The 25,904-nt window shown below is 47.8% G+C and carries 21 protein-coding genes and 5 tRNA genes; 5 read left to right on the top strand and 21 right to left on the bottom strand.

Going from position 1 to position 25,904, the window contains the following annotated elements; genetic code table 11:
• Nucleotides 1-117: 117 nt before the first annotated feature.
• The 12 genes from SPK40_RS03270 to SPK40_RS03325 form a co-directional block, all read right to left on the bottom strand.
• Nucleotides 118-924, bottom strand: coding sequence for a hypothetical protein (locus SPK40_RS03270; protein ID WP_330959423.1), 807 nt, complete (start codon nucleotides 922-924; stop codon nucleotides 118-120).
• A gap of 557 nt (nucleotides 925-1,481) precedes the next feature.
• A complete protein-coding gene (locus SPK40_RS03275) occupies nucleotides 1,482-4,523 on the bottom strand; it encodes a metallophosphoesterase (RefSeq protein WP_330959424.1) in 3,042 nt (1,013 codons plus the stop codon).
• 223 nt (nucleotides 4,524-4,746) lie between these two features.
• Nucleotides 4,747-5,052: a hypothetical protein gene (locus SPK40_RS03280; protein ID WP_330959425.1), complete on the bottom strand. Its 306-nt coding sequence runs from the start codon at nucleotides 5,050-5,052 to the stop codon at nucleotides 4,747-4,749.
• Nucleotides 5,053-5,251: 199 nt separating this feature from the next.
• Nucleotides 5,252-5,328, bottom strand: a tRNA-Val gene (locus tag SPK40_RS03285).
• Nucleotides 5,329-5,373: 45 nt separating this feature from the next.
• Nucleotides 5,374-5,450: transfer RNA gene (locus SPK40_RS03290), tRNA-Val, on the bottom strand.
• 15 nt (nucleotides 5,451-5,465) lie between these two features.
• Nucleotides 5,466-5,542 (bottom strand) — tRNA-Val (locus SPK40_RS03295).
• Nucleotides 5,543-5,587: 45 nt separating this feature from the next.
• Nucleotides 5,588-5,664: transfer RNA gene (locus tag SPK40_RS03300), tRNA-Val, on the bottom strand.
• A gap of 52 nt (nucleotides 5,665-5,716) precedes the next feature.
• Nucleotides 5,717-5,793: transfer RNA gene (locus SPK40_RS03305), tRNA-Val, on the bottom strand.
• A 160-nt stretch (nucleotides 5,794-5,953) separates the two neighbouring features.
• Complete coding sequence (locus tag SPK40_RS03310; RefSeq protein WP_036753032.1) at nucleotides 5,954-6,214, bottom strand: DUF5062 family protein; 261 nt, start codon at nucleotides 6,212-6,214, stop codon at nucleotides 5,954-5,956.
• A gap of 44 nt (nucleotides 6,215-6,258) precedes the next feature.
• Nucleotides 6,259-7,320, bottom strand: a complete 1,062-nt coding sequence (locus SPK40_RS03315) for a DUF3080 domain-containing protein (protein ID WP_330959426.1) — start codon at nucleotides 7,318-7,320, stop codon at nucleotides 6,259-6,261.
• A gap of 115 nt (nucleotides 7,321-7,435) precedes the next feature.
• Nucleotides 7,436-8,806, bottom strand: coding sequence for an MATE family efflux transporter (locus SPK40_RS03320; RefSeq protein WP_248140409.1), 1,371 nt, complete (start codon nucleotides 8,804-8,806; stop codon nucleotides 7,436-7,438).
• 104 nt (nucleotides 8,807-8,910) lie between these two features.
• A complete protein-coding gene (locus SPK40_RS03325; protein ID WP_330959427.1) occupies nucleotides 8,911-10,776 on the bottom strand; it encodes a sensor domain-containing diguanylate cyclase in 1,866 nt (621 codons plus the stop codon).
• Nucleotides 10,777-10,983: 207 nt separating this feature from the next.
• Between SPK40_RS03325 and SPK40_RS03330 the strand changes: the two genes are divergently transcribed.
• Nucleotides 10,984-11,550 carry a riboflavin synthase subunit alpha gene (locus tag SPK40_RS03330; RefSeq protein WP_330959850.1) on the top strand — a complete coding sequence of 189 codons (567 nt, stop codon included), beginning with the start codon at nucleotides 10,984-10,986 and terminating at the stop codon, nucleotides 11,548-11,550.
• Between the two features lie 73 nt (nucleotides 11,551-11,623).
• On the opposite strand, the gene SPK40_RS03335 is transcribed toward SPK40_RS03330, so the two are convergent.
• From SPK40_RS03335 to hutC, 8 genes are all read right to left on the bottom strand, one after another.
• Complete coding sequence (locus SPK40_RS03335) at nucleotides 11,624-11,827, bottom strand: CPXCG motif-containing cysteine-rich protein (protein WP_248140406.1); 204 nt, start codon at nucleotides 11,825-11,827, stop codon at nucleotides 11,624-11,626.
• A gap of 438 nt (nucleotides 11,828-12,265) precedes the next feature.
• Nucleotides 12,266-12,919, bottom strand: coding sequence for a hexitol phosphatase HxpB (gene hxpB, locus SPK40_RS03340; RefSeq protein ID WP_330959428.1), 654 nt, complete (start codon nucleotides 12,917-12,919; stop codon nucleotides 12,266-12,268).
• A gap of 97 nt (nucleotides 12,920-13,016) precedes the next feature.
• Entirely contained in the window at nucleotides 13,017-13,886 is an 870-nt protein-coding gene (locus SPK40_RS03345; RefSeq protein ID WP_248140404.1) for a fructosamine kinase family protein, read from the bottom strand.
• 451 nt (nucleotides 13,887-14,337) lie between these two features.
• On the bottom strand, nucleotides 14,338-15,870 hold the full coding sequence (gene hutH, locus SPK40_RS03350; RefSeq protein WP_442957542.1) for a histidine ammonia-lyase: 1,533 nt from the start codon (nucleotides 15,868-15,870) through the stop codon (nucleotides 14,338-14,340).
• A 21-nt stretch (nucleotides 15,871-15,891) separates the two neighbouring features.
• Nucleotides 15,892-17,574 carry a urocanate hydratase gene (gene hutU / locus SPK40_RS03355; protein WP_248140402.1) on the bottom strand — a complete coding sequence of 561 codons (1,683 nt, stop codon included), beginning with the start codon at nucleotides 17,572-17,574 and terminating at the stop codon, nucleotides 15,892-15,894.
• A gap of 24 nt (nucleotides 17,575-17,598) precedes the next feature.
• Entirely contained in the window at nucleotides 17,599-18,600 is a 1,002-nt protein-coding gene (gene hutG, locus SPK40_RS03360; protein WP_248140401.1) for a formimidoylglutamase, read from the bottom strand.
• 11 nt (nucleotides 18,601-18,611) lie between these two features.
• Nucleotides 18,612-19,841, bottom strand: coding sequence for an imidazolonepropionase (gene hutI / locus SPK40_RS03365; protein ID WP_330959430.1), 1,230 nt, complete (start codon nucleotides 19,839-19,841; stop codon nucleotides 18,612-18,614).
• Nucleotides 19,842-20,103: 262 nt separating this feature from the next.
• The gene (gene hutC, locus SPK40_RS03370; protein ID WP_248140399.1) at nucleotides 20,104-20,811 is read right to left on the bottom strand and encodes a histidine utilization repressor; all 708 of its coding nucleotides are present in this window, start codon (nucleotides 20,809-20,811) and stop codon (nucleotides 20,104-20,106) included.
• 285 nt (nucleotides 20,812-21,096) lie between these two features.
• On the opposite strand from hutC, the gene thrS reads away from it, so the two are divergent.
• From thrS to rplT, 4 genes are all read left to right on the top strand, one after another.
• Entirely contained in the window at nucleotides 21,097-23,025 is a 1,929-nt protein-coding gene (gene thrS, locus SPK40_RS03375; protein WP_330959431.1) for a threonine--tRNA ligase, read from the top strand.
• A 3-nt stretch (nucleotides 23,026-23,028) separates the two neighbouring features.
• Complete coding sequence (gene infC, locus SPK40_RS03380) at nucleotides 23,029-23,580, top strand: translation initiation factor IF-3 (protein ID WP_248141651.1); 552 nt, start codon at nucleotides 23,029-23,031, stop codon at nucleotides 23,578-23,580.
• Between the two features lie 96 nt (nucleotides 23,581-23,676).
• Nucleotides 23,677-23,871: a 50S ribosomal protein L35 gene (gene rpmI / locus SPK40_RS03385; protein ID WP_036752866.1), complete on the top strand. Its 195-nt coding sequence runs from the start codon at nucleotides 23,677-23,679 to the stop codon at nucleotides 23,869-23,871.
• Between the two features lie 40 nt (nucleotides 23,872-23,911).
• Nucleotides 23,912-24,265, top strand: a complete 354-nt coding sequence (gene rplT / locus SPK40_RS03390; protein ID WP_248140397.1) for a 50S ribosomal protein L20 — start codon at nucleotides 23,912-23,914, stop codon at nucleotides 24,263-24,265.
• Nucleotides 24,266-24,330: 65 nt separating this feature from the next.
• On the opposite strand, the gene SPK40_RS03395 is transcribed toward rplT, so the two are convergent.
• Entirely contained in the window at nucleotides 24,331-25,644 is a 1,314-nt protein-coding gene (locus SPK40_RS03395) for a polysaccharide deacetylase family protein (RefSeq protein WP_330959432.1), read from the bottom strand.
• Nucleotides 25,645-25,904 lie beyond the last annotated feature (260 nt).

Below are 25,904 nucleotides of genomic sequence, written 5' to 3' on the forward strand. Positions count from 1 at the left end.
TTTGCATTTTGCGAATCAAGTTGCATTTCGAATCCAGATCAGCAACTTAATATCCGCAGTGGAAAAGAGGGCTGGCTGATTACAGCCTGAATGGCCCGAACGATGACAGAAAACGGTTCATTGGTTCTGTTCGTGCATGATCTGAATCGCTGTGCGGATCAGTGCGGGTGTCAGGTCTGTCACCGTCATTTTCATCTGGCCTGAAAAGCCGTAAAGTGTCGAAATAATTTTGGCTTTGTTTTCAGCGCTGAGCGCTTCACCGGATTCAGCAAGGCACTGTTCAAGCAGTGCCATGAGTACCTTTAACAAAATCGTGTCTGCTTGATCTTTTGCTTCGTGCTTGTCCGGAAAATGCAGGGAGTCAGGTAGGGCAACATGACACTCGGTTTTTAAAGTGACGCCATTTCGCATCAAGCCGTAGGTGCCCAGCTGGCCGTTGGCAATGGATTTTTTCTCGGTCGCACTGAAATGCGGGACAAGGACTTGTCCTTTTTCTGCCGACGGACGAAGTGCTTCGGCCAGTGCCAGACTGCCCGGACCGACATGAATCTCAAGCTGCTGATAATCGACCGTCTTGCCCTTGTATTCAACCTGAGCAGGATGGGTGAGGATCAGCATTGTGTGCTCGGCCAGTGAACACAAATACACCTGCCAGGGTTTGTATTCTAATTTCGCCTGAATCGTACCCGAAAACGCTTCTCCCGAGAGGTGATGGTTGACGAAAAAAGGTTCGCCATCATGCGTCAGTAACCAGTTCAGATTTGCGTTTTCAACCCGTCGAAGCAGTTGAAGGGACGCTGTATCAGGAAACGGGCCGGTAAACAGGGCTGTAAACTCGCGCTCAGACATGCCTAAGCTTTCTGCCCAGTTAGACTGAGCCCGGTCTTGCTGAATAAAACGAAGGCGATGTTCAAAGGTTCTCACTGGATACCATCCCATCTGTGGTTGTCTGAAAGCTATTGCGCTAAGTCTGGTACACATTTCACTCAGAATCATATTTGATTGTGGTGGGGAGTTTATAGTCTGTGATCGTCAAATGGTATGATGCAGCGGAGACGAAAACGTTGTGGGGTAGGCGACAGTAAGAGCTAAGTCAAACAGCTCAATACGCTATACTCGGATGAAGTTAGTGCTGGAGCGGCAGCAGAATCGGCTTAATACGTGTCTCAGCAAGCAGAATACAAACTCGAAATCAGCGGAAGCCCCCTTTAATTCCCGGTCTTCAGGCCGAACGGAACATCTTTCTCAGCGGTCACTTGCGCCCACAATTCAACGGCGAGTGGATGTGCGAAAGTGTCACCGAAACACTGGATCAGGACGGCCATGTGCAGAGTGCAAGCTGTGTGGTGCCGAAGGGGATAGTATATATGTTGCTATCAATGCGGATAGTAACGTAGTTCAGAGGGGAAATATTGCTATTATAGGTGATTAGCAGTAGGGAGTAGATTAGCAGATAGTACTTGTATCTGCTCAAAAATGATTTACCCAGTTCTAGTTGTTAATTTCTCATAACCTATTTGTTGGGAAATTGGAGTGTAATTAATTTTAGCTATTTCGCATATTTTCTTTACATGTTTATCTTTGACTTCAAACATGTACAAGTAATTTAACACCATTGATTTTAAAAGCATGGTTGAAATGCTACTATTTTCAACTTGAGAATATATTTTTTTCAGTTCAGTTATACTTCTATGAGAACCTAGATCAAGTTTTGTTGAATATTCTATAAGTAATAGCGAATTGGTAGGGTTATCTTTGGATATCTTTTCAATAACAGGTATTAAGTTTTTGCTTCCAATTGATGTAGATATTTTTTTTATTACGTTATATGAAATAGCGGTGGTTAAATTGAACAAAAGCTGACGAGCAAGATTGTTAATTTCTCTTTTAGTATAAGATTCCCCAGTTAACTTTTCTTTTAACTTAGCTTCAATCATATCTAAAGATCTATCTGGGTTGTTTAGTAATTTATTGAAGATGTATTCTAATGAACGAAGTGGGGCATTAATTGCTTCTTTCAGTAACAGCTCCTTTTGGCTCATTTTTAGTGATCCATAATAGTTTCTTGTTAATTGACCAAGTAGGTCTAATGATTTAAATACTAAATTAATACTTTTAATGAAGTTTTCAGATTCACCATTATCCATCTCAGTATTTTTACTATTAATTTCATCATCAATTGATTCATCTGAATGATGACTGTCACTATTTATATCTTTTCGTTCTTCTATTTCTTGTCTAAATTGATGAGGGTTAACTTTTTCATATGTATGTTCGGGTAAATTATCAACTATTCTATCAATAAATGATGATTTGACGCCTAGATCGCTTGGGGTGAGTTCATTAAATAGTTTTTCGGTATGAGTTATTATTCTATCGAGGATCGTCTTGTCTTTTGAATGATGAGTAAGAAACATTAATATGTCCATGCTTCTTCTTTTATCTAGAGTGGAAATTAATGTGTCGATTATTTCTTCTGTTTTATCTTCACCAATTGAATTGGATAGATACTTTGCTATGAAAAAATAATATATGTATGGATATTTGAATTTGATGTGATCTTCATTTTTTTGAAGTATTTTCGCCCTTGATAGTAGGTCTAATCTATCCTTGCAATCAATCTGTAAAGCATACTCATGGCAAAAATAATTATTAAAATCCCATAGAGATTCATTGCTTATTTCATTTGTATTATGATTGAAGAAATAAAATGACAACTCTGTAATATAGTTAAATATCTCGTCTAGATTTTCTTTTCTTACTGAGGCTGAACCTAGGCTACTAGTTATTAAATATTGGTAATAATATCCATAAGAGCTAGTGTTCATGTCTGAGGCTTGATTACTGTCCATTGACTGAAGCATTGTTAGCAAGAAAAACGGTGTTGAAGGTATGTAATTTTTCCCAATGATTCTATTTATTTTTTTTGATGCTACATCATTAGTCAGAATTAACTGTTTGTTATTGTCTACACAATGAGGTTTAGCTTGGTTCCACTTATGGATAATCTCATATCTTAACCTATATCCAAGTTTAAGAATTTCATATTTAACAAAATCGTTTGAAAAAACCTTTTCTCCTTTAAGATTCATTTCTTCGATGTCATATGTATCTGAAACCGTAATTAATATTTGATCGAAAAACTTATTAAGAAATTCAATGAGCTTTTTACAAGATAGGTTGTCACCTTTAATTAAATCAAAGTTGTCTATAAATAATGTTTTCTTGTTGTTTAGTTTTGATAATTCTTCCAAGTCTAAGTTGTCATATTGATCTATTATTTCATCGTTCAATTTATTATGATCAAAACGATTTGCTTTTTTTATCTTATTTCCATCTAAAAACAATGCAATATCATTGCTGTTGATTACATCTAAATATAGTTTTTTTAGAAGAGTTGTTTTTCCACAGCACTCATCTCCTATCAAAATCACTCTAGTTAAATCACTTTTAGATATTAACTGCTTTGAACTTTCCCTTTTTATATTAGCGTCGCTGGGAACTCTTCTTAAGTTTGGATAAACAAAAAGGTCATCAATTTTTATACTTTCAATATCTGGGTGTGAATACCCTGCGCCAATATCATTTAAAAACTCAAAGTTTTTTGAAGATAGATAATAACCTTGACTTGAAACAGTAGATGATTTTATTACTTCAGATTTTTTTGTGGTTTGAGATTCTTTAAATTCACCTTGTGACCACAAGTATTGAGTTATTGAGACATCTTCACCGATGAATTGAAAAGTAATAAATCCATTTTCGTCTAAGTTATGGTCATGAAAAGCACATGATTCAATCATCAAGCATGAAGACTGATCTGTTTCAATTTTGAAGCTATCTTTGGAATGTTCATGACCAGTTATTATGATATCATTGTTGGCCCTTAGTAAGTTTCTTAATTCCTTAGAATTGTTAGGCTCAAACCAAGAAAGAGGGTGGTGGAAAAATGTTATCTTAACAGATTTGGTATCTTTTGGCTTAATTAGTTCAGATGGAGGGAAGCTTATTTGACCACCTATTTCTTTTAAATTTGAACACCAGGCGGTATTTAATGACTGTATTAAAAATTTACTATCACCATTAATTTCGTACAGCTTGCTTAATTTTTTCTCTTCTACTTTGTTTACGTTAGTAAATTCATTTTCAAACTTGTAATACTCTGCTTGGCCTTCTGTTACATTATCAATGATAACAGGATCAATTTTATCCATTGGTAACTTCAGAAGTGTTTCTCTCATTGCTGCACTGTAGGTACTAAAATCATGGTCATGGTTACCAGGCGCAAGTATAAGATTGAAATTATTTTTTAGTATTAAAAATTGTTCTCTTAGGCTTTCGTATTCAGAGTCTTTCCCGCTAAATGCAATATCACCTGAGACTAATATATTTATTCTCTCTAACTGGCGTGATTTTTTAATAAAATTAAGCTTGCCATTAAATTTTTTTAGTCGGCTTTCTATAGTACTTATGTTCTTACTATTTGCATGAATGTCACTCAATACAACAAAAAGGTCTTTATCCATAATATCCTCAACCATATGTGAGTAGACTATTTAAAAATAATTCTTTCATGTCTAATGTTATCAAAAGGATTAAACGTTTGGCTAAAGTTTGAGAGGCAGATATCAAAATTGTGATAGAGTAGGCTTTCTTTAAGCTTTGATGAAATTCTTGGTTCCATAAATCTAAGTAACTATCAACTTTCTAGTTTATCGGTTTTATAGAGATTATTGGATTGGTCTGTTCTTAAACCTTCATCACCCTCAACACCGCATCTTGCAGCTCTTTCGTTAGTTCTGAGAACAGGGCTAACAGTTCCTGTTCTTGGGCTTCGGTTTTCACAGGTCGCATCGGGCCTTCGTCCGCTAAATACCACTCAACACGAATATTCGACAACGAACACAGCCTTTTGACTTCTCGTATGGTTCGCGGTTTGCGCTCGGTCGTTTCCCTAGCTTTCACCGTGTAGGGGGATTTGTACATTGCCTTGACGACTTTTGCTCTTGAGAACCCCCAGGCCTTCCCGGCCTGTTTTAAACGATCTTCCACCATTTTGCGGCGCATCATTGGGATATGGATTGAAAACAAAGGTCTGTTTATCAATAGGGTAATAAGATAAAAGAAATCGTCAGAGGGTAGGGAGAGTGCACTTGCGTTTCAGGTACTGGAAGAGATAGCGGAGAAGGAAATTAAAAGTGTTCAGATGACTGAAAAACAAAGAAGCCCGCTCTTTCGAACGGGCTTCTTTGTTTGGTACGACCGAGTGGACTCGAACCACCGACCCCCACCATGTCAAGGTGGTGCTCTAACCAGCTGAGCTACGGTCGTATTGTCTGTTGCAAACTGCCTGAAAGGGGAGGCAATTGCGAAATATGGTGCGTCTGAGTGGACTCGAACCACCGACCCCTACCATGTCAAGGTAGTACTCTAACCAGCTGAGCTACAGACGCAGATTTTCTAAATTTTGGTACGACCGAGTGGACTCGAACCACCGACCCCCACCATGTCAAGGTGGTGCTCTAACCAGCTGAGCTACGGTCGTATTGTCTGTTGCAAACTGCCTGAAAGGGGAGGCAATTGCGAAATATGGTGCGTCTGAGTGGACTCGAACCACCGACCCCTACCATGTCAAGGTAGTACTCTAACCAGCTGAGCTACAGACGCGAAATCTCAATTTTATGGTTGCTTTACAGCAACGTTATTCTAATGCGAAATTTGGTACGACCGAGTGGACTCGAACCACCGACCCCCACCATGTCAAGGTGGTGCTCTAACCAGCTGAGCTACGGTCGTATCATGGAAGTGCTCTACATCAGAACGGGGTGAATATTAGCGATTCACTCCCTCCGGTGCAAGTGTTTGAGTTGGCTTTTTTATTTTTCGTGACTGTTTGGTTGCAACTTGTACTGCCTGGTGCGCTTTCAGTCAGTGAGTGATTGTTTTTCGGGAAGAATTATTGCAGTAACTCATGATCCGGCGGCAACAGCCGGGAAATCCAGATGGCCAGTTTGTGACGCATGTTGGGGCCGTCTTCCTGATCCGGGGCGAGGGGGGTGATTTGTTTGACGTCGACCAGCAGGCGATAGATACATTCGACTTTGTCTTTTTCAGAGATGCCTTTGCCAAAATCTTCGTATCCCTGCTTTCGGGCAAAGGCGATGCCGAGTTCCATGGCTTTTTTCAGCAACTTTTGCTCATTTTTTATTTTTTTCATTGCGTCACTCCATCGCGATTTCTGTTCATCAAGCATAGCGAAGGCTATCCGGTCTGTCCGACCTTTATCCCACAGCGTTTGAAGAGTGTCTGCCAGTAATGCACATGGTTGAGCGTGGCTTCACGAAACTGACTGTGTAATGCACCGTCAATGTAATAACTCTGGTAGTCAGCCAGTGCAGCGGGGCGTGCTGGCGTTGTAAATAAGGCTTGCAGATCGGGCGAAATTTCCTGGTATTGACTGTCGAGTTTTGCCAGATAGGGCTGAATCTCGCCGACATAAAACTTATAAAACACGTTCTGCAGGTAATCGGCTTGTTGCTGGTTACGGTTTGGACCGCACATCACCTGCGAATCCTGGCTGTTCAGCAACCGGGTGGTTGTATTGAGCCAGTCCCGGGCGCGGGCCATGGCGTAAAACAACTGGCCGAGATAACGGAAGGTATGAATGTCTGCCTGATAGGTCAGCAAGTTGTCTGCGGCTTGGGATGTCACCGTCTGTCCTGCGCTGATTTGTCGGGCGATCTCGGCGATTCCGCGGAAAATATGCTGACTTTCAGAAGCGCCGGGCATAGCGTTTAACGGGAAAGCGATATGGGTCGGCTTGAATTGCTTCTGCCATTCTTCACCGGTGAGCAGCATGTTCCAGAAATATTTGGGTAAATCCTGCTGTTTGATGCGCTGGACCTGAATGAGCTGTGCCTGTAGTTTGCTGTTCTGTGGCAGCATGGCAAGGCAGTGACCGATACCGTCCAGTAACAGTAATTCGTAACGCAGTTGCCTTGTTCGGTCCTGAACTTTACCCAGCACGGAATTTCGCTCCGCAATCAGCTGAAACAGGCCGCATGCTCTTAACTCGTAAGCATCCAGCAGGCCCATTCGGACATCTTCTGTCTGTTGCAGTAGTTCACTGACTTCCGGCAGCGGGGGGATTGCAGTCTTGGGTGCTTCGGGTTCACTGCTGTCCAGAACCGAGGCCAGTCGATCGGTATAATTTGCGAAACTGCTTTCGGACGACGGTGTGTCGCAGCCACTCAGCAGCATAAGGCAGAGCGACAGCAGGAAGACTTTCAGATCAGCAATAAAATGACGGAGAACAAAAAGCATGGGCGATACTTCAGACGGTTTTTTCAAAGTATACGCTAACATGCTGACTTTTCAGGTAAAGAAAAGGCAGCTTTCGCTGCCTTCTATGTGCTGTTGCCAGATTTCAGAGCCTGGATTAGCGGACTGACAGGGCCAGCTGGAAGTCGTGATCCTGACGTTGCAGCCACAGTAAGCGTGTTGTCAGCATGATGGCAGCGGCCGTCAAACCAACCACGTTACCAATCCAGAATCCGTGCGGGCCCATCGGCTCGGTGACCAGATGCGTCATTCCCAGGGTGTAACCGGTCGGCAGGCCGAAGATCCAGTAGGCAATGAAAGTCCGGACGAAAATTGCCTGCATGTCTTTATACCCGCGGAGTGCACCGGCAGCGACCACCTGGATGGCATCACTGCATTGGTAAACCGCTGCAAGGAACAATAACTGGGCGGCAAGACTGACCACTTCCGGGTTATCGGTATAGAGCAATCCGATGGGTTCACGGAAAATGACCGTGAGTACCGCGGTGGTCAGAGAGACTGCGACGCCCAGCCAGATACCGCAATGGCTGGAAATTCTGGCGCCGTCGAAGTTTTTCTCACCCAGCTGATGTCCAACCCGGATACTGGTCGCTGCGCTCAGGCTCATTGGGAGCATAAAGACCAGCGAGGAAAAGTTAATCGCAATCTGGTGAGCGGCCACTACAATGGAGCCAAGTGGCGCAATCAACAGGGCAATGGCGGCAAAGAGCGAGACTTCAAAAAACAGTGCGGCCGCAATCGGAAAACCCAGTTTGAACTGGCGGGTGACGGTACTCATTTCAGGCTGATACAGGGTGTTGAACAGCCCAATCCGGTTGAGTTTTTTGTTCACCAGGACGTAAATCAGCATGGCAAAGAACATCAGCCAGTAGACAATGGCGGTTGCGACGCCGCAGCCTACACCGCCCAGAGCCGGTGCGCCAAATTTACCGTAGACAAAGACCCAGTTCAGAGGAATGTTGGCAAGCAGGCCGATGAAACCAATCACCATGCCCGGTACCGTCAGGGATAATCCTTCAGAGAAGCTGCGTAAAGCCTGAAACAGAAACAGGGCCGGAACGGCATAAAGAACCGCGTGCAGATAACCGATGGTTTTTTCAGACAGGACGCTTTCGAGCGCCATATAATCGATCAGGACGCCAGCGTTATACAGCACCAGAATCACAGGGACAGACAGTAGCAGCGCTAAGAGAAAACTGTGCTGAACCTGAAACGGGATTTTTTCTTTCTGTCCGGAACCATTCAGCTGAGCGACGATGGGTACCATGGCGAGCAGTACACCAATTCCAAACAGAATTGCAGGCATCCAGATGCTGGAAGCCACGGAGACCGCAGCCATATCAGTTGCGCTGACACTACCGGCCATCACAGTATCAATAAAACTCATCGCAGTCTGGGCAACAGAAGCGATCAGAACGGGAATAGCGAGTTTAAGCAATCGCTTAGTTTCAAGACGATAAAAATGCACAAATTGCTCCAGCGGGCAGGGATATCTTGTTGGAAGATTATTCAGTAGTGATTATATCGGCTTCCCTCCGGCAGACAACGATTTATTCAATCAGTCTCACTAAGCTAGCCGCGCTCTTGCAGATTCATCATCAGCGCTTTGTTTTTACCCGATTGTTTCGCCTGATAAAGCAATCCGTCTGCAATGCCAAAACAGCCTTTACTGCCGGGTTCACACTGGGTGATCCCCATACTGACGGTGATGGTGATCAACGTGTCTCCCAGTGAAACCGGGATTGAAGCAATGCGCTTCAACAGATTATCTGCAATCCGGCGAATGGTGCTTTCATCCGGAGCGAGAGAGCAGATTGCAAACTCCTCGCCACCGATTCGTCCAATAAAGTCAGGTTCGTCAAAGGTGTCATTACAGATATTGACCAGATGCTGAAGGGCCTGATCGCCAACCTGGTGTCCGTAGGTGTCATTCAGTTTTTTGAAATTATCCACGTCCAGTAACATCAGCCAGCACCCTTGCCGATCCCGCATTTCATTGAACCGCTGCCAGAAATAACGGCGGTTTGGTGCGTTGGTCAGGGGATCATAAAAAGCCAGTTTTTCCAGACGGCTGTTGGCTTCCTTCAGGGCAAGAGTGCGGGCTGCGACTCTGGCCTCCAGTTCCTGATTCTGTTTTTCCAGTAACAGGTTGAGTCTGGCCGTTTCTTCGCGCTCCTGATCCAGGTGGGTAATGGTTTGTTCCAGATGCCGGCTCATATCATCGAATGCATCCGCCAGCTGGCCCACTTCGTCATTCCGTTTCAGGTTCAGGGTCTGCCCCCAATGACCCTTGCTGATATTGTTAATCGCGTGTGTCAGGCGCTGAATGGGCGTCAGAATGTAACGGTTTCCGTAGTACCCGTAGATGGCAGCGATGATCATGAGTACCAGAGTCAGGATGATGGCCGTATCTTTGGCTGTCATGAAGACAGAAGTGAAGTCGCTTAACGGCGACAGCATGACGATGGTGACCCGGTCATCCCCGTCCAGAGTGTAATAGCCGGTATAGCTCAGCCAGTCCTGTCCCTGACAGTGAAAACGGTAGACCGGGCTGACTTCGGTTGTGTGCCCGTATCTGTATTTCCAGACTTTATAGAGAAGCGGCGTCTGCTGAGGATCAATCGTTTTCAGTTCCCCGTAGGCAGCCACATGATCCGGCCGGGTACTGGTCAGTATTGTTCCCTGTCGGCCCAGAATGGTGATGACGCTGTTCGGACTGATTTTGATACTTTCCAGCTCATCAATCAGCGGCGTTAAATCAATATCCATGCCCCAGACACCCAGCAGTTCGCCGGCCTGGTCGTATTCTGCTTTTGATAACGTAACCCCCAGCTCACCTTGCTGTTCCTCACGCTTGATCAGCTCACTCCATACGGCCTGGTCATGAGTCAGCGCCTGAAAAAACCAGGGTTGTTTGCGGGCGTCATAGTATTCCTTGGTATTCAGCAGGATGTTCTGTTTTTCCGGATGAATAATGTAGCGGTGCAGCGCACTTGCTTCCGGGCGCTCAGTTTCGATAAATTCCAGATAATTTGCATAGCTTTCAGGCAGTTTGAACCGGACAATATCCGGGTCGCGGCCAATCAGCCTGAATCCGCCTTCCGGAGTAGCAAAGTAAAAGTGCTCTATGTTAGGGTGCTGAACGAGAGAATCGGTCAGGTACTGCTGCATTTTTGTTCTGTCCTGAACGATCGCATCCAGTTCGTCAGACATCAGTTCCTGTTGTTTGTAGATCAGCCGGACATTGTTAAAAAATTCATCCAGGTGATCTTTCACGACGTCATTGCTCTGGCGGTAAAATCCTTCAATCGCCTGGGTGATGGCGCGTTCAGAACTGTTGTACCAAATCATGCCGACACCAATGGCACTCAGAAGAATGACTGTCGTTAAAGTAAGTTGGATTCGGAAGCCCAGGTGATTGGTGTGCGATTTAAACATGGTCAGGAAATTAAGCGTAATACCGCTGCGAAACATTACGGTGAGTAAGGATAAGTATTTGCCTGACCCAATACAATCGAGTCACAAAATTTTGGGACAGTTGTTCTAACTTTGTGGTCAAATTGTGAGTTAAAGCTTGTTTTTGCTTTTAAATGCGGAGGACAGATGTTTACAGGAATTGTTCAGGGAACTTTTTAAGTTGTTGAAATTAAAAAGAAAAAAGATTTCCAGACACACGTGCTTCGTTTGCCGGATGAGCTCATTCATGGCTTAGAGCTTGGGTCATCCGTCGCACATAACGGTTGCTGTCTGACGGTTACCCGAATCGATGGCAATCTTGTGTCGTTTGATTTGATGCAGGAGACCCTGCGTGTGACCAATCTTGGTTTGCTCCGTGAAGGGGACCGGGTGAACATCGAGCGTGCGGCGAAATTCGGGGATGAAATCGGGGGTCACAATATGTCGGGACATATCATGACAACCGCAACGGTGGATGAGGTGATTGAATCTGAAAACAATTACCAGATTTGGTTCTCGATGCCGTCGTCTTTGATGAAATATGTGTTCACGAAAGGTTATATCGGCATTGATGGTGCCAGTCTGACGATTGGTGATGTGGAAGCACAACGCTTCAATGTCAATCTGATTCCGGAGACGCTCACCAGAACCAATCTGGCAACCCGGCGTCCGGGGGATGCAATCAATATTGAGATTGATCCTCAGACTCAGGCTGTTGTTGATACTGTAGAGCGTGTCATGGCCGCCCGCAGCTGATGCGTGGCCCACAAATTATTCGCCCTGCCATAAGGCAGGGCGGTGTTTCATGCACACTCCGACGGAGGTGTGCTCAGAAAATTTGCTCGTCGTCTGCATCCACAAACAAATGAATTGTTTTGTGCAGGTCATCGACCTGCATGTTCAGGTGGATAGCATGACAACAGGCGGGACAATCATCATAAAACTCCTGGCTGCCGGCACTGGTATCCAGCGTAATGCGGATATTGTGGCCGCAATGCGGACAAATCACACTCTGCTCGCTGTAATTCTTCATTCTAAACTCCTTAACATGTACCTAACACCAAATGGCACACAGACACTACGTCCAACTTCCTTACTGGAGAGTGGTATTTTCCCTGTGCATTCGGGTCCGGCTCAGCGCTGAACCCGGAGGATGAGATAAAGCGCCTCGTCCTGAAATGACACGGAGAATCGATTTGTAAACCGTTATGTTAATCCTAGCGAGCCGGATTAGTTTTTGCCGTGAATTAACCGCAAACTTTGAGTTGCTGAGAAGTTTTGCGGATTGGAAAGCGGGTGCCTGGCAACTTCGGAAATCTGCGGTGGACAAGCGTCTGAAGGTGTGAAGTGAACTCTATTTTTTTGAGTCAAAACAGCCTCAATGCGGCTGGAAAAAGCAGAGGAACTGAGAATTCAATGGATTAGCATCTCTGCTGGTAAAAACAGAAATGCTAATCATCACTGAAGCTGATTAAAGACCGGTGATTAATTCTTTATTTACTTCGAGCAGCGAGTTAAGTTTTCGGTCGGCAATGGACCAGCGCAGGTCCTCGCGATGCTGAGCTTCCGGAACCGCAATGCTTTTCATCCGTGCCGCTTTCACCGCCAGCAGGCCATTCAGCGAATCTTCAAATGCGACGCACAGATGGGGCTCAACACCCAGTGCATCAGCTGCATTCAGATACACTTCCGGGTGAGGTTTACCAAAACGCAGGTGCTCGGCAGAGAACAGTGCACTGAAAGCTTCGGTGAGCGACAGCGCATCCAGCGTGGCGTGGATCAGACTCATTGGTGAAGATGAAGCCAAGGCAATTTTCAGGCCCAGCTCCTGGCAGGTTTGGATGGCTTCCAGAACACCGGGTAACATGGGTTTGTGCTCCTGAACCAGTGCTTCGACGCGTTTGGTGATCAGGTCGTTGACTTCCTGGCAGTTTGGTCCCTGCCATGGCTGACGCTCAAACCAGAGGTCAACAATGTGGTCGATGCGGAGTCCCATGGTTTCCAGCGTATCCTGCTGAGAAATTTTGACTCCCAGAGAAGAAAATACCTCGACCTGAGCACGTTGCCAGAAAGGTTCAGAATCGACCAGAAGGCCGTCCATATCAAAGATTGCGGCTTTTAACATTTGAATCCTGTCTTGGGCTGAAGTGAAACTTAAGGAGTGTGAACCTTATCACTTCAGCCCTGAAGACGGTAGTCAAATTGCAGTGAGCGGCGGGAGATTACCTGCTGTTCAGGTCCAGTTTACGGATACAGTGTTCGGCCTGATCCAGGTATTCACCACCGAAGAGGTTGCAGTGGTTCAGCAGATGGTAGAGGTTGTATAAATCCCGTCTCTGGCTGTAGCCTTCATCCAGCGGAAAGACCGACTGATAGCCATTGTAAAAGCTTTCAGGAAATCCACCGAAAAGCTCTGTCATGGCAATGTCGCATTCCCGGTCTCCCCAGTAACTGGCCGGATCGAAAATGACCGGGCCGTCGACACTGAGGGCAGTATTGCCATGCCATAAATCGCCGTGCAGCAGGGAAGGTTTGGGCTGGCGGGCAGACAGGATTTCAATCACATTTCCGGTGATGACATCAATATTGCCGAACTCCATGCCTTTTTCTTCACAGAGCTGAAGCTGCCAGGCAATGCGTTGTTCGGCAAAGAAACGGCACCATTTTCGCCGCCATTGGTTGGGCTGAGGGGTCAGACCAATAAAATTGTCCATATCGAAGCCATATTCAGGCTGTTCCCCCCATTGATGTAAATGCGCCAGTTGCTGCCCCAGAGTATGTGCAGCTTCGGTATCCATACTTTTCATGGGCATGAAATCCAGCACCAGAAAAGCCTTGTCCCGGCTGACCCCCATATACCGGCTGACAGGGACGGTGACAAAACCGGTTTCATTTAACAGGCGGAGACTTTCTGCTTCGGCCTCAAAGACGGGTAGGTGTTCTTTGTCGTTGAGTTTAATGAAGTACCTCTGGTCCCCGTCGCTGATGCAGTAGCAGTCGTTCACATCCCCGCCGGGGAGGGTATCCCGCTCTCGGATTGTAAAGGGGTGTTCGAGTACGTCTGAAAGCTGATCGGAAATCGCTTGCCACATAGCATCCTCCGGGTACAAACCAGTTTGGGTACAAATCAAATAACGGAACAACACAGTCCAATCGGACTGAATTTAAAAGACAGTGACGCCAAATCTGTAGGGGCACAGGTTAGCCTGCCACGTATTCGCTGACAGTTACCGGCTATTATGGCCTGATGCGATTCATTCTCTTTGATTTATATCAGTTGCCCCGGCTCTACCTCATCACAGCTTAGACTATTTCTTGTGTTTCTACTGATTAAAGAGCAAAAACAGGCAATTGGCTTTGCAAAAATAGGAATGACCTGGATTCTCTCACGTGGCGGGTTATCTTTGTGGGAATGGTGTAGTGATGGTTACGCGCAGGACAAGAAAATGAAGCCAGATGTATGGGCAAGGCAGCGTATGATTTTGGGCTCTGGCAAAAAGAAAGCCGGGATTATCCCGGCTTCGTTTTTAACCTTTGTCTGGCTTATACACTCGGCAGGAGTGCTTCAGGCATCAGATTGTTATAGCTGGCTTCAAGCAGCAGCGCATTGGCTTTCTCGATATCAGGCGCGAAGTAGCGGTCTTTATCATAGAAGCTGACGCGCTCACGCAGACGATCTTTGGCTTCTTCGATTCGTCCGGAGCTCTTTCTCGGTGAACGGAAATCCAGCCCTTGCGCAGCAGCCAGCAGTTCAACCGCCAGGATACCGCGAGTGTTTTCAGCCATGTCCGCCAGACGGCGACCGGCAAAAGTAGCCATTGAGACGTGGTCTTCCTGGTTTGCCGAGGTTGGCAGGCTGTCAACCGAAGCCGGGTGGGCGAGGGTTTTGTTCTCGCTTGCCAGAGCTGCAGAAGTCACCTGAGCAATCATGAACCCTGAGTTCACGCCGCCATTGTCCACCAGGAACGGTGGCAGTTTGCTCAGTGCACTGTCAATCAACAGCGCCATGCGTCGCTCAGACAGGCTGCCGATTTCAGCAATTGCCAGCGCCAGGTTATCAGCTGCCATGGCGACTGGTTCTGCATGGAAGTTACCGCCGGAGATAATGTCATCATCTTCCGCAAAGACCAGCGGGTTGTCAGAAACCGCGTTGGACTCGACCAGAAGCACTTCGGCGGCCTGACGGATTTGCTGCAGGCAGGCACCCATCACCTGTGGCTGACAGCGCAGGGAATACGGATCCTGCACTTTTTCACAGTCGACGTGTGAGTCACCGATTTCACTGCGGTGATCCAGCATATGACGGTAGGCTGCGGCGGCATCCATCTGGCTGCGATGACCACGGACGCTGTGAATACGCGGGTCAAACGGACGACGGCTGCCCAGTGCTGCATCGACAGACATTGCGCCGCATACGGTCGCTGCAGAGAACAGATCCTCTGCGGCAAACAGACCTTCCAGTGCAAAGGCAGTCGAGGCTTGCGTACCGTTCAGCAGGGCCAGACCTTCTTTCGGTGCCAGAACAATCGGCTCCAGACCCGCAGCTTTGAGTGCCTGAGCACCTGAAATGATCTCACCATGGTGACGTGCCTGACCTTCGCCAAGCAGGACAGTACTCATGTGTGCCAGTGGCGCCAAGTCACCGGATGCACCGACAGAGCCTTTTTTCGGAATGCAAGGATACACTTCAGCGTTGACCAGAGTGATCAGGGCATTGACGACTTCAGGGCGGATGCCGGAGAAGCCACGGGACAGACTGTTGATTTTCAGTACCATCATCAGACGGACAGTCGCGTCATCCATGAATTCGCCAATACCGGCTGCATGTGACAGGACGATACTGCGTTGCAGGGTTTCCAGATCTTCCACTGCGATCCGCGTGTTGGCCAGCAGACCAAACCCGGTGTTGATACCGTATACCACACGGTCTTCACGAATGATCTTTTCAACCGCTTCAGTGCTGGCTTTCATGCCTGCCAGCGCTGAGTCATGCAGAGACAATTTCACCGGGTTGCGGCTCACTTCACGCAGCTGCTTCAGATTCAGTTTTCCCGGGATGATTTCTAATTGATACATAGTCATTGTTCCTGCTCGAAATTATTTGTCAGTGATCATTGGCAGATCCAGGCCCTGCTCTTTGGCACAGTTGATCGCAATGTCGTAGCCAGCGTCTGCGTGACGCATCACACCTGTACCCGGGTCGTTGCGCAGAACGCGGCGGATACGCTCTTCAGCTTCGTCGGTACCGTCACAGACGATCACCATACCTGAATGCTGGGAGAAGCCCATACCCACACCACCACCATGGTGCAGAGATACCCAGGTTGCACCGGAAGCGGTGTTCAGCAGGGCATTCAGCAGCGGCCAGTCGGATACGGTGTCTGAACCGTCCATCATCCCTTCAGTTTCGCGGTTCGGGCTTGAAACAGAACCTGAATCCAGGTGGTCACGGCCAATTACGATCGGGGCTTTCAGCTCGCCGTTACGGACCATTTCGTTGAATGCCAGACCCAGACGGGCACGGTCTTTCAGGCCGACCCAGCAGATACGCGCCGGTAGTCCCTGGAACTGGATACGCTCGCGCGCCATGTCCAGCCAGTTGTGCAGGTGTGGGTTATCCGGGATCAGCTCTTTGACTTTCTGATCGGTTTTGTAGATGTCTTCCGGGTCGCCGGACAGGGCAGCCCAACGGAACGGACCAACACCTTCACAGAACAACGGACGGATGTAAGCCGGTACAAATCCAGGGAAATCAAATGCGTTTTCAACGCCTTCTTCCAGCGCCATCTGACGGATGTTGTTACCGTAGTCGACGGTTGCAGAACCGGCTTTTTGTAAGTCCAGCATCGCCTGAACCTGAACCGCCATGGATTGTTTGGCTGCTTTCACAACGGCAGCTTCGTCTTTCTGACGCATTTCTGCCGCGTGTGCCATGGTCCAGCCTTGTGGCAGGTAACCATTCAGCGGATCGTGGGCAGAGGTTTGGTCTGTCGTACAGTCTGGCACGATACCGCGTTTCACCAGCTCAGGGAAAACGTCAGCGGCATTGCCCAGCAGGCCAACAGACACAGGCTTACCAGTTTGTTTTGCTTCTTCAATAATTGCCAGTGCTTCATCCAGCGTCGTTGCTTTACAGTCGACATAACCGGTACGCAGGCGGTAATCGATACGGGATTCGTCACACTCAACGGCAACCATAGAGAAACCTGCCATGGTTGCTGCCAGCGGCTGAGCGCCACCCATACCGCCCAGACCACCGGTCAGGATCCAGCGACCGGAAGCATCGCCGTTAAAGTGCTGGCGTGCCATCGCAACGAAAGTTTCGTAAGTGCCCTGCACGATGCCCTGAGAGCCGATGTAGATCCAGCTGCCCGCAGTCATCTGGCCGTACATCATCAGGCCTTTTTTATCCAGCTCGTTGAAGTGCTCCCAGTTTGCCCAGTGTGGCACAATGTTCGAGTTTGCGATCAGGACTCGTGGTGCGTTGCTGTGTGTTTTGAATACACCCACAGGTTTACCGGACTGAACCAGCAGCGTTTCGTCGTCTTCCAGACGCTTCAGAACTTCAACAATTTTGTCATAACATTCCCAGTTACGGGCTGCACGGCCAATACCACCGTAAACCACCAGTGAATGCGGGTGTTCAGCGACATCCGGATGCAGGTTGTTCATCAGCATGCGCAGCGGAGCTTCTGTCAGCCATGACTTGGCATTCAGCGTCGTGCCGGTTGGCGCCTTGATGGTACGGGTGGTATCCAGTCGTGAATTATGTTGTGTCATTTTGCTCTCCTTGCCGCTCTTCGATTAACGAATCGCGCGGGCGATAGTCCAGGCCAGCCGTGCAGCTAACCGTGCAGTTTGATTATCAATATCAAATCGAGGGTTGTACTCAGCCAGATCCGCGACCAGGATCTTCGATTCACCTTTCGGGGTTCTGGCTTTTAAAATCGGTTCCAGCAGCATTTCTACGATGTCGAACGGCACGCCGCGGGCGGCCGGGGCGCTGACGCCCGGTGCCACTGAGGCCGGGAACACATCCAGATCAATGGTCAGATAGAGGTAGTCACACTGATCAATGAAACGCTGCAGTTCGACCAGTGTCTGTTCAATCTTCTGATAGTTCAGTTCATGGTCATCTTTGTAAAACACGCCCAGCCGGTCTGCTTTTTCATAGAGCGCTTCTGTATTGCTGGTCCGTGCCAGGCCCAGACAAGCGTATTTGAACGGCCAGTTATGCACTTCACAAAAGCGGGCCGCCTGATGAAAAGGTGTGCCAGAGCTGCCTTTTTGGGACTGCTGACCACCCGGCGGGTTGCGCAGGTCAAAGTGGGCATCGAAGTTAATGATGCCAATGCGTGGTGCTTCGTCGTTACCTTCTGTCGCAACATGCTGTTTTTGCAGCAGGTAGTTACCGATGCCCTGAAACGATCCCCAGGCCACTTCATGGCCGCCGCCAAACACAATTACTTTGTGCTTCTGACGCAGGGCACGGCTGACATCTTCGGACAGGCGATGTTGTGCCAGTTCCAGATTGCTGTCGTCGCAACTGATGTTGCCACCGTCATACACCGGCCCTTCGTGATGCCAGGCCAGATTGGCCAGTGCACGGCGAATGGCAACCGGGGCATCATAGGCGCCGGTACGGCCCTTGTTGCGGGATACCCCTTCGTCGCAGGCAAAGCCCAGCAGCATGATGCCGCTGTCATTTGCGTTGTCGGCAGGCTGGACTTTTTCGTGCCAGCGCAGACCTTTGTTGCCGTCTTCAGGATCACTGCGGCCTTGCCAGACACTCATATCAATCGGCATACAGCCTCCTGTTACTGATTTTCAGGTTGATAAAAGAATTCGCCATCAACGACACGGGCAATCAAATCCGGTACGCCCATGCGATAAGACAGTTCTGCAGGAGAACCGACGCGCCACAGTGCCAGATCAGCAGCCATGCCTTCGCGGATTTGCCCGCATGTTTCACTCCGTCCCAGTGCCTGTGCCGCATTGGCGGTTACGCCCCGCAGACATTCTTCAGGGGTCAGACGGAAGAAGGTACAGGCCATGTTCATCATGGTTCTCAGGGAAGCAATCGGAGAGGTCCCCGGATTGAAATCGGTGGAAATTGCCATCGGCACACCTTTTTCCCTTAACAACGCGACAGGCGGCTGCTGGGTTTCACGCAGGAAATAGAAGGCACCCGGCAGAAGCGTCGCGACCGTGTTGTGTTTCGCCAGTGCTTCCACACCCGCTTCATCCAGATATTCAATATGGTCGACTGACTTGGCGCCCATTTCGGCGGCTAATGCACTCCCGCCCAGATTCGACAGCTGCTCGGTGTGGCCTTTGATCATCAGGCCGTGTTTGATTGCAGCATTGAAAACACGTTCGCATTGCGCAGGGGAGAACCCGATGCCTTCGCAGAACACATCGACTGCATCAGCCAGATTCTCCTGCGCTGCAGCGGGAATGATTTCATCGCACACTAAGTCAATGTAAGCATCACTGCGGCCTGCGAATTCTGGTGGCAGTGCATGGGCAGCCAGCAGGGTGGTGGAGACTTTGATATCTGCCTGTTCACCGATACGACGGGCAACACGCAGCATCTTCAGTTCATCTTTTGTGGTCAGGCCATAGCCGGATTTGATTTCCACTGTAGTGACGCCGTCACGTTTCAGGCCAGCCAGACGTTCCATGGCTGAGTCGAACAATTCGTCTTCGGTTGCTTCCCGGGTGGCCCGTACGGTAGACAAAATACCGCCGCCGGCTTTGGCAATGTCTTCATAAGGCACGCCGTTCAGACGCTGTTCGAATTCATTGGCACGATTGCCTGCAAAGACAAGATGCGTGTGGCAGTCGATGAATCCCGGTGTGACCAGTGCTTGCCGGCAATCGATAATCTCAGCCTGACGCTCTGCATGGTTGAGCTGGTCCGCCTGATACGATCCCGCATAGCTGATCTTGCCCTGACGAATGATCACCATCGCGTTATCAATGACCTGATAACCGTGTACCGGTGCCATCGTGACAAGTTTGAGATTGGTCAGAATGCGTTCCATTGAGCTGCATCTCTTGGGGTTGTTTATGTATATACAAATTAAAGTCTGAAATGCGATAAAACTCAAGACGTCATGTAATAAAAATGTGATCAATATTGAATGATTCTATTAACAGCTGTTGAGAATGCAGTGTTTGTTGTCAGTGAAAGAAGACATGCGTGAGGTATACAAAAAAGCCTGAAAATGACATTCAGGCTTTGTAATCAGTCAGATAGCAGAGATAGGAGACTTTGTATGCTGTGTTCCGGGCTGAAGTGGCAGGTTATCCCACTCGGGTTCTGGAACTGAGTTTGTATTTGTCGCCCGGATGGTAGAGCAGGGCAGTGCTGATCAGATTTGTACTGCTCCAGGTACGGCGATTCAGGAGCAGACAAGGAGATGCTTCAGTCATTTCAAGCAGCTCACTGATGTGAGGCGGCGGCAGGATGGCCTCTACCGTATGCTCGATGTCACTGAGCGGGCATGTCTGCATCAGGTATTCATTCGGCGTTTGTGTCGTAAAATCCTGCTGGATGTAGTCCGGTGCAAAATACGGATTGACCCAGCGTTCTTCGAGCTGAATCGGGACGCTGTTTTCGTAATGGACAATTTGGGTAAAGTAGACTGTGGTGTCATGACGCACCCCCAGACGCAATGCGATATCATCGCGGGCTTTCACTTGCTTTTGGGTGATCACTTTACTGGAGTACTGGTGCCCCCGGCTGGTAACTTCTGTTGCAATATTGCGGATTTCCATCAGGGGAGATTCGGCTTTTTTATTACAGACAAAAGTGCCTAACCGTGGCGTGCGTTCCAGAAAACCTTCATTGACCAGTTCTTTGATCGCTTTATTCGCCGTCATCCGGCTGACTTCAAATTGTTCAGACAGCTCAATTTCGGTTGGAATTTTATGACCAGGGGGCCATTCGCGGCTCTGAATCTTCTGATCGAGGTAGTCTTTAATTTGCTGATAACGCGGTGCGTTTGCCATGGTGTTGTCTCTGAGTCATACGCGACTTTAAATTGCCTATACAAATGAAAGCAACTTTTGCCTTTTTTTGCAAGTGACTCACATCCCAAAGGCTTTTCTTCCTTTAGTTTTATGAGTCATTCCATTACAATTCGCCTTCTGTCTGGGGTCAGTAATTTTGATTTGTACCAAAATTCATACCGAAACAGACGCTTTCTCATCACCGTACTGCATCTTGGCAGGCGGTCAAACAAAAAATTGCATGTGCTACTTGGTATGTGGCACCACTGAACAAAGGATTAATGAATGCCTGTAATTACTCTTCCTGACGGCAGTCAACGCCAGTTTGATAACCCGGTTTCTACAATGGATGTCGCAGCATCAATCGGCCCTGGTCTGGCGAAAGCCTGTATCGCTGGTCGTGTTGATGGCGTACGCGTTGATGCGTGCGATCTGATTGAAAACGACGCGAACCTGGAAATCATCACTGCGAAAGACGATGACGGTCTGGAAATCGTTCGCCACTCTTGTGCACACTTACTGGGTCATGCGATCAAGCAGCTTTATCCTGATGTGAAAATGGCGATCGGTCCTACTATTGATTCCGGTTTCTATTATGACGTTGATCTCGAGCAACCGCTGACCACCGAAGATCTGGAAAAGATCGAAAAACGTATGGTGGAGCTGGCGAAAACCAAATATCCGGTGATCAAGAAGAAAGTCAGCTGGCAGGAAGCGCGTGATACATTTGAATCACGTGGCGAACCGTACAAGATGGAAATTCTGGACGAGAATGTTTCTCGCGAAGATCGTCCGGGTTTATACCATCACGAAGAATATATCGACATGTGTCGTGGCCCGCACGTTCCGCACATGGGTTTCTGTCAGCACTTTAAACTGCTGAACGTTGCCGGTGCTTACTGGCGTGGTAACAGTGACAACAAAATGCTGCAGCGTATCTACGGTACAGCATTCCATGACAAGAAAGCGCTGAAAGCACATCTGACTCGTCTGGAAGAAGCAGCCAAGCGTGACCACCGTAAACTGGGCAAGCAACTTGATCTGTACCACATGCAGCAGGAAGCACCGGGCATGGTGTTCTGGCATCACAACGGCTGGACTGTTTTCCGTGAACTGGAAGTGTTCGTTCGCAGCAAACTGACTGAGTACGATTACCAGGAAGTGAAAGGTCCGTTGATGATGGACCGCGTGCTGTGGGAACGTTCTGGTCACTGGGACAAGTACGCTGAAAACATGTTCACCACTGAATCTGAGAAACGTGAATATGCCATCAAGCCAATGAACTGTCCGGGCCATGTTCAGATCTTCAACCAGGGTCTGAAATCTTACCGTGATCTGCCGCTCCGTATGGCGGAGTTCGGCAGCTGTCACCGGAACGAACCATCAGGTGCACTGCACGGTCTGATGCGTGTTCGTGGCTTTACTCAGGATGATGCTCACGTGTTCTGTACTGAAGATCAGGTGCAGGAAGAAGTCACGGCTTGTATCAAGATGGTTTACGACATGTATGAGACCTTTGGTTTCAATAACATCGTGGTGAAACTGTCTACGCGTCCTGAAAAGCGTGTCGGCTCTGACGAAATGTGGGATCGCGCGGAATCAGACCTGAAAGTTGCACTGGAATCCATGAATATTCCATATGACATTCAGGAAGGCGAAGGTGCGTTCTACGGACCTAAGATTGAGTTCACTCTGCATGACTGTCTGGATCGTGCTTGGCAGTGCGGTACTGTTCAGCTAGACTTTGCTCTGCCTGAGCGTTTGGGTGCTACTTATGTGGGTGAAGATAACGAGCGTCACACGCCTGTGATGATTCACCGTGCAATTCTTGGCTCCCTGGAACGTTTCATCGGTATTCTGATTGAAGAGTATGCAGGTTATTTCCCGACCTGGCTGGCGCCACAACAAGCAGTTGTCATGAATATCACTGACAGTCAGTCAGAATATGTTCGCGAAGTTGTAGAAAAACTGCAAAAAAGTGGAATCCGAGTCAATGCGGACTTGAGAAATGAGAAAATTGGCTTTAAAATCCGCGAACATACTTTGAAGCGAGTTCCGTACATGCTGGTTTGCGGCGACAAAGAAGTCGAAGCAGGCGAGATTGCAGTTCGGACTCGCAAGGGTAACGATTTGGGTAAATTTAAGATTGACGATTTTGTTGCTTACATGCAGCAAGAGATTAGCAGTCGTAAGCTCAATGTTTTGGAGGAATAAGGTATTAAAGGCGGAAGAAGAACTCAAGCTCCAGTTAAGCAAAATCCACACCGTGTCAATGGCGAAATCCGTGGCGTACGCGAAGTTCGTTTAACTGGAATCGATGGCGAATCTATCGGTGTTGTTTCTATTGAAGAAGCAATGGAAACAGCGAATGAAGCTGGTGTCGATCTCGTTGAAATCAGCCCTAATGCCGAGCCACCTGTCTGTCGTGTGATGGACTACGGCAAGTACCTGTTCGAAAAGAGCAAGGCTGCTAAAGAGCAAAAGAAAAAGCAAAAACAAATCCAAGTGAAGGAAGTTAAATTCCGTCCTGGTACAGATGAAGGCGATTATCAGGTAAAACTGCGCAACCTGACTCGCTTTTTAGAAGAGGGCAACAAGGGTAAAGTCACACTGCGTTTCCGCGGTCGTGAAATGGCCCACCAAGGTCTGGGTATCGATCTGCTCAACCGCATTAAGGATGAACTGGCCGACATCGCTGTCGTCGAGAGCTTCCCTAATAAAGTTGAAGGTCGTCAGATGACCATGATGCTTGCCCCTAAGAAGAAGTAATTTAGGCCTTCAAGTAGCACAAAGCGCTGCTTTGAGCAGCGCTTTTTGTTCGCCTGATTACTGTGTTATTAACTATCAACAATGCGGAGTCTCATCATGCCTAAGATGAAATCCAACAAAGGTGCTGCTAAGCGTTTTAAGAAAACTGCTGGTGGTTTTAAGTACAAGCGTGCGACTAAGCGTCACATCCTGACCAAACGTACGACTAAGAACAAGCGTCAGCTGCGTCCAAACTGCATTCTTCCAGCATGTGAAGTAGCAGCAGTAGCACGTATGCTGCCATTCGCTTAATCGTTTTTAGTTCTCGTTTAATTTAAGTTAGGAGTTTCCTATGCCTCGCGTAAAACGTGGTGTACAAGCACGTGCACGTCACAAAAAAGTTCTTAAACAAGCTAAAGGTTACTACGGTGCACGTTCACGTGTATACCGCGTAGCTTTCCAAGCAGTTACTAAAGCCGGTCAATACGCTTACCGTGACCGTCGCAACAAGAAACGTACTTTCCGTCAACTGTGGATTGCACGTATCAATGCTGCGGCACGTCAAAACGATATGACTTACAGCGCATTCATCAACGGTCTGAAGAAAGCATCTATCGAAATCGATCGTAAGATCCTGGCTGATATCGCTGTTTTCGACAAAGCGACTTTCACCGTTCTGGTTGAAAAAGCGAAAGCTGCACTGTAATTACAGTTCAGTTTGATGGGAAAGGAGAGCTTCGGCTCTCCTTTTTTCTTTTTGTATTGATTCGATTATTTCTCTTCACAACCCTTCAGTTTTTCCCAGGGGCTGTCAGGTGTCGTGCCCGGTATTTCCTGAACGGTCCACCATTTTGCCTGCCAGTAACTGCCCTGATATTTCACCAGATCACCGGCTCGGTATGTCCGATGAGCAGACCATGCCTCTTGAGCGCAACTCAGATAAGGCGTTGGGGCGTGCATCCATTTCACTAACTGACGGTGAGAGATAAAGCGAACTTCCTGTTTGGTCAGCGCGTACCGGAAAAATGATCTGAGCACTTCCTGGCGTTCAGAGACCGTGGTGTCAGGCATACCGATGTGTTCGCCGCCGTTGACTGTGCCGTAGAAAGCAGAGTGTAAGCCCAGCACTAACGGGGCACGATTTCCTTGTAAATGAAGGTCGAGGTTGTATTTATACAGCGCGAGTACATCGGCAGCATTCAGGCCATATCCACCCCAATCGGTTGTGGTGTATAGGTTCCAGTCAAAATTATCAGCTTTTCTCGCCTGCGGATCATAATAGGGAACCCGGCTGGCTATTTTGTCATTGAGTGAATAGGGCAGTCCGTACGCAGCGGCTTCTTCATCGCTTGGCACAATCAGCGTTTGCATTGGTACTTCCCACAGCCCGGTGACATTTTTCACCACAGGCTTCCAACCACCTTGCTGAGCAATGAATTGTGACGGACTGCCGTTATCCAGTGTGTGGGGCCAGTAATTGTTGGTGCCGTCTTCTTCGGCAGTAATGCCTGCCGGAAAACTCACATCATATTGAATCCCATTGGCTGTCAGCGCATCTAATGTATTGTCGTTATATGTCAGAAATGGGGCCCGGAATCCTGCAATAGCGGGTGCGCCGATACCCCCTTGTTCAACATTCTGCGTTAGAAACTGATTGCAACGGGCGACTTCCTGCTGCCATTGCGCCGCAGTCATCCAGGATTCCAGCGGGTTATAGTTCACTTTGTCATCGGGGTGTGTTTCTGTGTGATTGGCAATCTCGTGGCCAGCTCGGTTGAGCTGTCGCCAGAGTGACACAATTCCTGGCAGAGTTCTTGCCGGCTGGCAATGCATGAAAAAGGTGGAAGTTAAAGGTGAACCGGCAAAAGCGTCCAACCCCCGGGGGTTGGTATGGTTGTTCAGGGTTGCCTCGACCCATCGCAGACCATCGGCTTCTGTATTGTCGTCAAAACCCAGTGCGATAAACATAGGTGTTTTTACCGTTTCTATCGGGCTGTTTTGCTGAGCGGGGTATAAACCTGCATAAACCAGGTCAGATGAAGCCAATATGAGACCAGATAAGATTGTGGCTGTGTGTTTTTTCATCAGTGGTTCCTTATTCGCGAGTAAAAAACAGAATGAAAAAAACATCATCCCAGAAAGGAATGACAACCTTGATGCTAAGGAATGATGAAAAAGTAATTCTTTGAAAGTTCCGGCATTAATTCTGATAAATGAAGAGCGTTGCAAAGGGAAGAGTGACTGATCCGGTATCAGTGATGACTTGTTCTGCTCGAGATGTAATCAATCCACACTCCTTACTTACAAATAATAATTATTTTCATTTAAAGGGCGGCGTCCATGCG

This window comes from Photobacterium sp. 53610 (genome assembly GCF_036409375.1).
In the GTDB taxonomy this organism is placed as follows: domain Bacteria; phylum Pseudomonadota; class Gammaproteobacteria; order Enterobacterales; family Vibrionaceae; genus Photobacterium.